The sequence below is a fragment of the Actinoplanes sp. NPDC020271 genome (assembly GCF_044388125.1).
Taxonomy (GTDB): Bacteria; Actinomycetota; Actinomycetes; order Mycobacteriales; family Micromonosporaceae; genus Actinoplanes.
Map to the genome: position 1 here is coordinate 125,287 of NZ_JBIRWQ010000026.1, position 10,207 is coordinate 135,493.

Consider the following 10,207-nt stretch of genomic DNA (forward strand, 5'->3'; position numbering starts at 1 on the left):
CCGGCCGCCGGGGCGTGCTCAGAGAGGCTTGGTGCAGAGCACGTCCGGCACCGGGAGGTATCCCAGCTCCTGCCAGAACCGCAGCCCGGCCTCGTTGTGCGGCAGCACCAGCAGGTTGATCCGCGGGCACCCGATCGCCCGGAACCGCGCCTCCACCTCACGGACCAGCGCTGTCGCGATGCCCTGACGACGGTGCCCCGGGTCCACCGCCAGGCGGAAGATCCAGCCCCGGCGCCCGTCCCAGGTGCCGAGGATCGCCCCGGCGACGACGCCGTCCGGGGCGGAGACCAGGAACAGCTCCGGGTCGCGGGCCAGCTTCGTCTCCAGCTCGGCGCGCGGGAGGACGTCCGCCCCGGCCGCCACCCACACGGTGGCGACCGAGTCGTAGTCGTCCCAGGCGAAGGTCCGGATCATGTGCGGGGGAGGGCGTCGGCGAGCAACTGGACCAGGTGCACGCCCGAGACGTCGGCGAGGTCGTCGGCCTGGGTCCGGCACGAGAACCCGTCGGCGAGGAAGACGTCCCCCTCCTCGGCCTCGGACAGGGCGGGCAGGAGCTGCTGCTCGGCGACCGCGACCGACACCTCGTAGTGCCCGCGCTCCACCCCGAAGTTGCCGGCGAGCCCGCAGCACCCGCCGAGCCGCTTGACCGTCGCCCCGGTCTGCTTCAGCAGCTTGGCGTCGGCCTCCCAGCCCATCACGGCGTGGTGGTGGCAGTGCGGCTGGGCGATCACCCGTACGCCCGCGAGCGACGGCGGGGTCCAGCCGGGGGTGGCGGCGAGCAGTTCCGCCACGGTCCGGGTCGCGGCGGCGACCTCGCGGGCGGCCTCGTTGTCGACCAGCTCGACCGCGTCCTGACGCAGCACGCCGGTGCAGGACGGCTCCAGGCCGACGATCGGGATGCCCTTCTTGACCGCCTGGTGCAGCTCGTTCACGGTCGTGCCGAGGATGCGCCGCGCGGCGTCGAGCTGCCCGGTGCTGATCCAGGTCAGCCCGCAGCACGCCTTCCTGCTGGTCACCTGGGGCGCATAGCCGGCGTCCACCAGCAGGTCGACCGCGGCCTGTGCGATCGACGGCGCGAAGTGATCGGTGAAACTGTCCACGAACAGGATGACCGGCTTACCGGTCTTCACCGGCGTGAAGCCGGCTTTGAACGTCCGCGGGGCGAAAGTCGGGATCGACCGCCGCGAGTCCACACCGGCGAGCCACAGGGCCAGCCCTCGCACGCCGGGCAGGCTGGTCATCAGGTTCGCGAGGGCCGGCATCCTCGACGCCAGCCGGGACCACCGGGGCAACCACCCGAGCGAGTAGTGCGAGCGCGGCCGTGTCCGCCCCTTGAAGCTCTGGTGCAGCACCTCGGACTTGTACGCCGCCATGTCGATCCCGGTCGGGCAGTCCGAGGCGCATCCCTTGCAGGACAAACAAAGATCCAGAGCATCGTGTACGGCCTCCGAGCGCCAGTCCGGCGCCAGGTCCCCGTCGAGCATCTCCTGCAGGACGCGCGCCCGTCCGCGCGTCGAGTCCTTCTCGTTCTTGGTGGCCAGGAAGGAGGGACACATCACGCCGCCGAGCACGGTCGTGTCCGCGCGACACTTGCCCACCCCGGTGCACCGGTGCACCGCCTGGTTGAAGTCTCCGCCGTCGTGGTGATAGGCGAGAGCCAGTTCCGTCCGCACCGGCCGGGCCTGCGAGACCCGGATGTTGGCGTCGACCGGGTCCGGGTCGACGAGGTTGCCCGGGTTCAGCAGGTTCGACGGGTCGAACGTGTGCTTGATCTGCCGGAACAGGGTCATCGCGGCCGGCGAGTACATCCGGCTGAGCAGCTCGCTGCGCGCCCGCCCGTCCCCGTGCTCCCCGGAAAGTGACCCGCCGTAACTGACCACGAGATCGGCCGCGTCCTCCAGGAACGCCCGGAACTTGCCCGGCCCACCCGGCTTGTCCAGCGGAAAGTCCAGCCGCACGTGCACACAGCCGTCGCCCAGATGCCCGTACGGCATCATGCTCAGCCCGTGCCGCTCACCCAGCGCGTCGAAGTCGCGCAGGTACGCCCCGATCTTCGCCGGCGGCACCGCGGAATCCTCCCAGCCGGCGTGCGCCGGGAGCCCGCTCGGCGCGCGCCCGGCCAGCCCGGCCCCGTCCTCGCGGATCTTCCACAGCGGCGCGGCCTTCGCCGGGTCCTCGACGATCAGGTGGTCGATCGCCTGGGCGGCTTCGACGAGCTTCTCCGTGCGGGACCGGACGTCGTCCCGGTCGTCGCCGGCGATCTCGACCATCAGCCAGGCGGTGCCACCGGGCAGCGGGGGCACCGCGTCCGGCCCGCGGCGGCTGCGGACCACGTCGCAGATCCGGTGGTCGAGCCCCTCGCACGCGGTGGGCTTGAACTCCAGGATGGCCGGGATGACGTCACCGGCCGTGCCGAAGTCCGGGTAGCCGAGCACGACCAGCGTGCGGTACTTCGGATCGGCGACCAGACGCACCGTGGCCTCGGTGATCACGGCCAGGGTGCCCTCGCTGCCGACCAGGAACTCGGTGAGGTTGAACCCGTTCTCCGGCAGCAGGTGCTCCACCGCGTATCCCGAGACCTGCCGCCCGAAAGTCGCGAACTCGGTCCGCCCGACCGCGAGATTCGCCCCGACGAGGTCGCGCAGCTCGTCGACGATCTTCGACTCGATCAGGTTCTCGCCGTCGATCGTGAAGGCTTTCAGGTCAAGAACGTTATCGGACGTACGCCCGTAGCCCAGGGTCCGTGACCCGCAGGAGTTGTTGCCGATCATGCCGCCGATCGTGCAGCGGGTGTGCGTCGACGGGTCGGGCCCGAACCGCAGCCCGAACGGCCGCGCCGCCGCCTGCAGGGTCGCCTGGACGGTGCCGGCCTGGACCCGTGCCGTCCGCGCCTCCCCGTCGACCTCCAGCACCTTGTTCATGTGCCGGCTGAAGTCGAGGATCACGCCCGGGCCGATCGCGTTGCCGGCCACCGAGGTGCCCGCGCCCCGGGCCGTGATCGGAATTCCCAGCTCCCGGCAGACCGCCAGCGTCGCCAGCACGTCGTCGTCGTGCCGCGGCCGGACGATCGCCTGCGGCACCACCCGGTACAGCGAGGCGTCGCTGGCGTAGGCCGAACGGTGTGCCGTGTCGGTCAGCACGTCGGGCACCCCGGCGCGGGCCAGGCTCTGGACGAGGTCGGTCGAGACAGCAGCGGTCGTCACGTCGTTTCCAGAACAATCTCTCGGCGGTCAGTCCCAGCACATTACCGACATGCTGGTTCCGGCCGTCGGCGCCTTCCCGCTGCTCGGGACTACCTCACACTCCCGCCCGGCGCACCCGCCCGAGGAAGAGGGCGGCGAGCGGGGTGCGCCGGGCGGACCGGCCCCGCCGCCGGGCGGTCCGGCCTCCTCACCGGCGGCCCTCGTGGGCGTGCCGCTTCGGGCGGCCGCTCGTCCTGCGCGACGTGTCACTGCGTATCGAGGCCGGTGAGCGCGGGGGCGTGGTCGGGCGGACCGGCTACGGCAAGTCGGCCTTCGCCGGGTTGCCGGCCCGGCGACCGGCTCCCATTGCGTCCGGCCGGGCAATGATCCTATCCTCCTAGGATGCCTTAGGCGGTGTGCCGGCGGGCGCGGCGACGACACGAGCACGACCCCGGCCCCTACCGCGCGGGTGCCCGCTGACGTGCTGTGGGAGCATCGCGCCGTGCGTGACGAGCAACGACTGCGGACCCGGACGCCCGAGTCGAGAGCCTTCGCCGAGCGGGTCCAGGTCGCGATGAGTCTGTCGGCGCAGTTCAACGCCCTGGCCTTTGATGACCTCGGCGGCCGCCGGGCGGTGCTGACCGAGATCTTCGGTGGGACGGTTCCCGAGTCGTTGTCGATCCTGCCGCCGTTCCAGTGCGACTACGGGCTGGGGGCGTCGTTCGGGGAGCGCGTCTTCATCAATCAGGGCTGCTTCTTCCTGGACTTCGGCGGGATCACGATCGGTGACCGGGTGTTGATCGGTCCGCGGGTCACGTTGAGCACGGCCGGGCACCCGGTCGAGGTCGCCGAGCGGTTCGACTTCCTCACGTACGCGCCGATCGTGATCGAGGACGACGTCTGGATCGGTGCGGCGGCGACGATCACCCCGGGCGTCACGATCGGTCGCGGCTCGGTCGTAGGTGCGGGCGCGGTGATCGCGAAGGACGTACCGCCGATGACGGTGGTGACCGCCACCAGCCACATCGAACGGAAGCACCTGCCCCGCTGAGGTCGTCACCCTCCGTCCACGCGCCCCGATCCACCCCTGGCACCCGGCCGAGCGGCACCGGCCGGGCATCGGTGGTGCCTTGGGCCCGGTGAAACACCTCTGCCGCCCAGCGGGGGTGGTTCCGGCTTGTGGGGACAGATGACCGTCGCCGACCGCCGCGTCGTCAGCGACGCCGCGATGCGCCGCCAGCTGCGGCTCTCCTATCGGGACGCGATCAAAAACGGTCCGGCTCGCCGGCCGGCCCTACCTGCTGACCAGCCCGGAAGGTGCGCGCGGCAGCCTGGCCGGGGACGGGTGGAGGTCGCGGGGGGATGCTACGGGCGGGGGCTCGCGGCGTACCGGGAAACGGGGTTGATCCGGGGTGCGCGACGACCGGCGGCCCAGGGTTGATCAAATGGGGGGATGACCGACGAGGAGATTGCCGCGCGGATCCGGCAGGAGCGTCCCGGTGCGGTGACCACGGCCGTGATCGGTGGGCATGACGTGCTGATCGACACGGTCCGGCGGCCCGGTGGAGAGGTCACCACCGTTCATCGGGTGCGTGACGGGCGGGTGACCGTGCTGCGGGCCGGGGCCGGGTCGTTCCGTGAGGATGTCGCGCGGGTGCTGCTCGACGTGCCGCCGGTCGCGACCGGCACGATTCAGCCGGTTGCCGTCGAGCTGCCCGGTGTCCGGCTCGACCGCGCCCTGGTGCTGGGCCTCGACCCGGTGGCCGACAGCAGCGGCGGGCGGGGCGACGCCCGCGGCGGACCGGGCGAGAGCGGGAACGGACCGGAGGTGACTGTGGTGGCGGTGCATCGCAGTGAGATTCGGGTGGGGGAGAGTGAGAAGGAGTTTCACGGCGCGATCTCGTCGCACGGCACCGGCCTCGCTCACCGCCTCGACAACTGGGATCGGCATCCGGTCCCGCGCGCCGACGCCCGCCTGCTCGACGACTGGCCGGGCGGTGTGATGCGGCGTTCACAGCGGTTCCATCCGTGGCAGGCGGAGCGGATGCTGACCGCGGTCGCCCCGGACGGCCCGGCCGGCGTTCGGGTCGAGGTCCGCAGCATGGCCGGTCACACTCTCGTGCTGGAGCGCCGCTGGGACCGGGGGACCGGCACGCTGACGTTCCCGGACGGTGCGACGGTCCCGGTCGATCTGCCCCGGCGTGAGCTGTGGGCCCGGCTCGGCCCGCTGTTCCGGGGGGAGCCGGGCGAGCCGGTCACGGTTGTCGCGGGCACACCGGAGCCCGACGTGCTGGAGTTGCGTTATCAGACCGAGGACCGCGGCTGGGCGTCGCTGCCGCGGATGGAGTCGGTCGGCGACTGTGTGGCGCGGCTGGACCGGCAGATCCGCCGTACCCCCGGAAGCTGGGCTGTCTTCACGTCCCGCTCGGATGCGGTGATCCAGGTGGAGTGCACCGACGACGGCGACCTGTGGCTGGAGACGCCGGACCCGGCGACGAAGCAGTCGCGGGGCCGGGTCGTGACCGTCGCCGAGGCGGCCGGGCTGCTGGAGATCCTGGCCCGGGAGGATCGCAGCGCCGTCGACGAGCTGCCGGGGGCGCAGACCGTGGACTGGGACTGATGTTGACCATCGTCACTAGCATCGCGGCATGTCGGACAGGCGGAAGGCCACGCGGCGCGTCATGGCGCTGATCCTCGTGGCGATCGTCGCGCTGGGCGTCGTGGCGATCAAGGATCACTTCGACGAGGGGCTGAGCCCGATCCTGTACGACCGGGCCGCGAAGTCCCTGCCGGTGGTGCAGGCGCTGGCCCGGGAGCACGTCACGTTCCTGCGCGCCGGGGACGGATGCCAGGTGTACGCCGACGATCGGGAGAAGCGGGCGAGTCAGCTGTCGTCGACCTGCACCCGCGAGGCCGGGTATCAGCTGTTCGACGACGCGTCGCGGGCGCACTTCGCGCAGCTGCGGGCCGCGTTGAAGGATCTGCCGTACGACGTGGACCAGGTCACGATCACCTACGGGGCCGGCGGCACGCTGGACGAGGCGCAGCTGGCGATCGACACGGTCAATCCGTACCGGCTGGACTCGATCATCTACCACCCCGGGTACACCCTGCCGCAGGCCAAACCGGGTGAGCTGGAGTTCCAGCGCATCGACGCCGACTGGTACTACATGTGGGAGGACTGGAACTGACCGGGCGTCCCGGGTGACGTGACGCCCGGCCCACCCGGATCAGTCGACGCAGAACTCGTTGCCCTCGATGTCGAGCATCGGGATGCAGGACTCGTTCACCCCGTCGGCGATCAACTCCTGCACCACGACCGCACCGAGCGCGACCAGCCGGGCCGCCTCCGCGCGCAGGGCGGCCAGGCGCTCGTCGCCGACGAGGCCGGTGCCGACGCGCACGTCCAGGTGCACCCGGTTCTTGACGACCTTGCCCTCCGGCACCCGCTGGAAGAACAGCCGCGGGCCGACACCGGTCGGGTCCTTGGCCGCGAACCATTCGCCGCGTTTCTCGGCCGGCAGCGAGGTCTCGTAGTCGGCCCACGTCGCGAAGCCGGCCGGCGGCGGGGGCACCTCGTAGCCCAGCACCTCGCACCAGAAACGGGCGACCCGTTCGGGATCCTTGCAGTCGAACGTGACCTGGAACTGTTTGACCGATGCCATCCGCTCACCATAGGGGACCGTCAGTACGTGTGCGGGTCCAGCACACGGCGGACGCGGTGCCGGCGCTGCAACGCCCGCACGACCGGATGCCCGGGACCGACCCGTTCGGCGAGCCGGTCGACGACCGCGACGTGGTCGCCCTTCTCGGCGATGGCCAGGTTGGCCCCGCTGACGTACGTGTCCGGGTGGTTGTCCCCGAGCGCCACCGCGAGTCGTTGCACCACGTCGGCCAGCACGTCATGCCCGGCGTCGCGCTGACCGTTCTCGATCAGCAGCAGGGCCAGGTTGTTGTCGGCCGCCATCGTCGACGGGTGCGCCGGCCCGAGCGTGTCGCGCAGCACGCCGGCACTGGTCCGGGCCAGGGGCAGGGCGTGCTCGTGGACGTAGCAGTAGTCGCACTTCAGGTCGCACCGGCTGGCGACCTTCAGCACGAACTGGCTGATGCTGGACGTGGGAGGAGAAGAGCGCCGAGTCGATGCGCCCGTGGTCGCGGGCGTCCCGGACCTCGGCCCGGGCGACCTCGGCCGCCGCAACGGATCGATGCTGCCCAGTGGTGTCCGGCGCAGGTCCTCCAGCGGCGGACGGCGTGTGCTCCGGTCCTCGATGAGATCCACGTGCTGCCCCAGTGACTCGGCGACGACAGCCCGACAAGAGACAGAAGTCGACGCGTTGTCACCGCCGGAACTTTGTCAGACCCTCTCGTTAGGATCGCGGCATGACGGCCGAGATGCTTGCTGAGCTGCGGCCCGAGCTGGTCGGGTACTGCTACCGGATGCTCGGGTCGGCGTTCGAGGCCGACGACGCGGCCCAGGAGACGATCATCCGCGCGTGGCGGCGGGAGGCGAGCTTCGAGGGCCGCTCCTCCTATCGCACCTGGGTCTACCGGATCGCCACCAACGTCTGCCTGGACCTGATCCGCGACCGGGGCCGGCGGGCCGTGCCGATGGACCTCGGGCCGGCCTCGGTGGTCGACACGTTCTCGCCGGCCGAGCCGGCCGAGCAACTGTGGCTGACCCCGCTGCCGACCGACCCCGGTGACGTCGTCGCCGACCGCGAGACGATCCGGCTGGCGTTCGTCGCCGCGCTGCAGCACCTCCCGGCCCGGCAGCGAGCCGTCCTGATCCTGCGCGACGTGCTGGCCTGGCAGGCGGCCGAGGTCGCCTCGCTGCTGGAGGCGAGCACGGGCGCGGTCAACGCGATGCTGCTGCGGGCCCGGGCGACCCTGGCCGCGCACGAGGGCGCCTCCGGGCCGCAGCTCAGCGACGACGAGCAGGCGCTGGTCACGCGCTATGCCGAAGCCTTCGAACGCTACGACGTGGACACTCTGGTCACACTCCTGCACGAGGACGCGGTCCAGTCCATGCCGCCGATCGCCGCGTGGATCCGGGGCGCCGCCGAGATCGGCCGCTTCTGCATCGGGCCGGGCGCTAAATGCCGCGACTCTCGACTGATTCCGATCACCGGTAACGGCATGCCCGGCCACGCGCACTACCGGCGTGACGGCGACCGGTGGACGGCCTGGTCGATCCAGCTGATCGACGTGCGCGGCGACCGCATCGCCGGCCTGCACAACTTCCTCGACACGCGACTGTTCGAGGTTTTCGGGCTGCCGGCCGTCTACTCCGGGCCGGCCCGTTCGTCAGAGGGTCATGACTAATCTTCCGGAAATCGTGTCCCGCGATGAGTGGATCATCGCCTCGAATTCAACTACCGCGGGCCCGGCGAACCGCGCGCGGCCGGCATGGACTGGCTGCTCGACCCCGCGAACCAGCCGATGGAACAACCCGGCATGAGCTGCTTCCTGCGCGCGGACGACGCGGTGTCCCACACGTACTCGACGTTCGCCCGTGGCACCGAGCAGTTCGGCGGGTCGTACGGCTTCCTCGACATGACGGCGCTGGGCCGACAGGAGGACTGGAGGAGCCGAAGGGCCGCTCGAACGTCTCCCGTGGCGCCATCCCCACCTTCGACTGATCCCTGTTCCACGGCGCGCCCCGGCCCCGGGCCGGCACTCGCGCTGCATCCGAGCCCGGGCAACACCCCTTACCCTCAGCCGAGTCGGCGGGGCTGGCGGGGCTGGTGCTCAGCGTTGCTTCCGTCGCTCGGTGGCACCGCTGAGTGCCGGCTGAGCTAGCGGGGCTGGCGCCCGGCGTTGTATTCGCCGGTCGGAAGCACCTCTCAGCCTGCCGTTCAACCAGTTCGGCGGGGCTTGGTGCCCTTCTCGTGGTGGGCCCGTCGTTGGTGTGCCCGGCCGGTGACCAGGATGAGTCCAACGTCGTGGCGAGCGGCGGACTGCCGGTTGCGGGCGGCCGGGGCCCGGACGGCTGGGTGTGGACACATACGCTGGCGGAGGGCTGGTCGCACGCAGGTTCCGAAACCCCCGCCGCACCCGGGCCGGGGTGAGCCGCTCCGGCGCCATCGGGCGTTCCCACGGCCGGTGTAGGTCCTGGGCGAGGGGCCGGGCCAAGCGCAGGCCCAGCCGACAATGGACTTGTGCGGTACTGCCTTGCTGCCGCCGTCCTGCGGCCTGGTCGAAGGGCTCGCTCCCGAGCGATCTGACGCCTCGGTCGGCGCGGCCAGGATCCGGGTGGTCGGGTAGGGCGGACGAGACCGCAGTGCCGCCGCGCGTGCTGAACAGGTGCGGATTGAGGCAGCCCGGGCGGCGGATAGAGCACCCCTGCACACCGATCGCGATATGCTCGCCCGGCCCCCGGCGGGGAACCGTACCTTACCGTCACGAGGGCTCGGCGGTGGTGGTGCCCTCCAGCAGCTCTTGCGCGGCCTCCTTCGTGATGATCAGGCTGATCGGACGGGTCGCGCAGTTGACCAGAATGCCTACGCAGCCGGGATCCACCACGGCCATCTGCAACAGAACCTGGCCGGATATACCGGCATTGCACTGCGAGCCGGGCGTTCGCGACGCGATCTCCGGATCGGCAAAGGTGAGGATCCGCAATTGTCCGTCGCCGTAGCTCGTGCGCCCAGCGCCGAGCTCACCGACCGAGAGCAGTCCCGGCCCGTCGTCCGGCGTGGTGCTGACGCCAACAATGCCCACCACGGAGTCAGCAAACAACCTCAGGAACCGACCGTAGCTTTCCGGGCTGCCCGCGTCCGCGTGCTCCGCCATGACGTCCGACAAGGGGGTAGCGATCACCCGCAGACAGTATCCCGCTCACTGCTCGCTGGACCGGACCCCCTGAGCGAGGGCGTCCTCAACTGCCGCTGATCTCGCTCTCGCGAGCGCGGCGACAAGGCCGACGGCTAAGTGTGATATCCGGGGACGTTGGTCGAGGAAGTGTGACCACTCGATCTGAGGATTGTTGATCCATCTCGCGAACAGGTGAAGGCCTCCAGCAGTGC

General features: G+C 71.0%; 10 protein-coding genes and 1 pseudogene. 5 read left to right on the plus strand and 6 right to left on the minus strand.

Features of this window, described 5'->3' with window-relative positions:
* Positions 1-18 precede the first annotated feature (18 nt).
* Together ACH442_RS38620 and ACH442_RS38625 are read right to left on the minus strand one after the other, a co-directional pair.
* Complete coding sequence (locus ACH442_RS38620; RefSeq protein ID WP_396343072.1) at positions 19-414, minus strand: GNAT family N-acetyltransferase; 396 nt, start codon at positions 412-414, stop codon at positions 19-21.
* Entirely contained in the window at positions 411-3,203 is a 2,793-nt protein-coding gene (locus ACH442_RS38625) for an FAD-binding and (Fe-S)-binding domain-containing protein (RefSeq protein WP_396343073.1), read from the minus strand. Before ACH442_RS38625 ends, ACH442_RS38620 begins: the two co-directional genes overlap by 4 nt.
* Positions 3,204-3,684: 481 nt before the next feature.
* On the opposite strand from ACH442_RS38625, the gene ACH442_RS38630 reads away from it, so the two are divergent.
* The 3 genes from ACH442_RS38630 to ACH442_RS38640 all read left to right on the plus strand — a co-directional run bounded on the left by ACH442_RS38630 (position 3,685) and on the right by ACH442_RS38640 (position 6,373).
* A complete protein-coding gene (locus ACH442_RS38630; protein ID WP_396343074.1) occupies positions 3,685-4,233 on the plus strand; it encodes a sugar O-acetyltransferase in 549 nt (182 codons plus the stop codon).
* Positions 4,234-4,635: 402 nt separating this feature from the next.
* Positions 4,636-5,802 (plus strand): hypothetical protein, encoded by a 1,167-nt coding sequence (locus ACH442_RS38635; protein ID WP_396343075.1) that lies wholly within the window; start codon positions 4,636-4,638, stop codon positions 5,800-5,802.
* Between the two features lie 28 nt (positions 5,803-5,830).
* Entirely contained in the window at positions 5,831-6,373 is a 543-nt protein-coding gene (locus ACH442_RS38640; RefSeq protein ID WP_396343076.1) for a hypothetical protein, read from the plus strand.
* A 39-nt stretch (positions 6,374-6,412) separates the two neighbouring features.
* On the opposite strand, the gene ACH442_RS38645 is transcribed toward ACH442_RS38640, so the two are convergent.
* Positions 6,413-6,847 (minus strand): VOC family protein, encoded by a 435-nt coding sequence (locus tag ACH442_RS38645; protein WP_396343077.1) that lies wholly within the window; start codon positions 6,845-6,847, stop codon positions 6,413-6,415.
* A 20-nt stretch (positions 6,848-6,867) separates the two neighbouring features.
* On the minus strand, positions 6,868-7,278 hold the full coding sequence (locus tag ACH442_RS38650; protein ID WP_396343078.1) for a hypothetical protein: 411 nt from the start codon (positions 7,276-7,278) through the stop codon (positions 6,868-6,870).
* A gap of 284 nt (positions 7,279-7,562) precedes the next feature.
* Here ACH442_RS38650 and ACH442_RS38655 point away from each other — a divergent pair, with 284 nt between their 5' ends.
* Positions 7,563-8,504 carry a sigma-70 family RNA polymerase sigma factor gene (locus tag ACH442_RS38655; RefSeq protein WP_396343079.1) on the plus strand — a complete coding sequence of 314 codons (942 nt, stop codon included), beginning with the start codon at positions 7,563-7,565 and terminating at the stop codon, positions 8,502-8,504.
* Between the two features lie 132 nt (positions 8,505-8,636).
* Positions 8,637-8,981 carry a DUF899 family protein gene (locus tag ACH442_RS38660; RefSeq protein ID WP_396343084.1) on the plus strand — a complete coding sequence of 115 codons (345 nt, stop codon included), beginning with the start codon at positions 8,637-8,639 and terminating at the stop codon, positions 8,979-8,981.
* Positions 8,982-9,037: 56 nt separating this feature from the next.
* On the opposite strand, the pseudogene ACH442_RS38665 reads toward ACH442_RS38660, so the two are convergent.
* Positions 9,038-9,320, minus strand: a pseudogene (locus ACH442_RS38665) (transposase); the annotation flags it as partial.
* A 261-nt stretch (positions 9,321-9,581) separates the two neighbouring features.
* Positions 9,582-10,001: a hypothetical protein gene (locus ACH442_RS38670; RefSeq protein ID WP_396343080.1), complete on the minus strand. Its 420-nt coding sequence runs from the start codon at positions 9,999-10,001 to the stop codon at positions 9,582-9,584.
* Positions 10,002-10,207 lie beyond the last annotated feature (206 nt).

What these genes read in the sequence shown, in the direction of transcription:
- ACH442_RS38620 (WP_396343072.1), bottom strand. Translation starts at nt 414, where the DNA reads ATGATCCGGACCTTCGCCTGGGACGACTACGACTCGGTCGCCACCGTG.
- ACH442_RS38635 (WP_396343075.1), top strand. Translation starts at nt 4,636, where the DNA reads ATGACCGACGAGGAGATTGCCGCGCGGATCCGGCAGGAGCGTCCCGGT.
- ACH442_RS38640 (WP_396343076.1), top strand. Translation starts at nt 5,831, where the DNA reads ATGTCGGACAGGCGGAAGGCCACGCGGCGCGTCATGGCGCTGATCCTC.
- ACH442_RS38645 (WP_396343077.1), bottom strand. Translation starts at nt 6,847, where the DNA reads ATGGCATCGGTCAAACAGTTCCAGGTCACGTTCGACTGCAAGGATCCC.
- ACH442_RS38655 (WP_396343079.1), top strand. Translation starts at nt 7,563, where the DNA reads ATGACGGCCGAGATGCTTGCTGAGCTGCGGCCCGAGCTGGTCGGGTAC.
- ACH442_RS38660 (WP_396343084.1), top strand. Translation starts at nt 8,637, where the DNA reads ATGAGCTGCTTCCTGCGCGCGGACGACGCGGTGTCCCACACGTACTCG.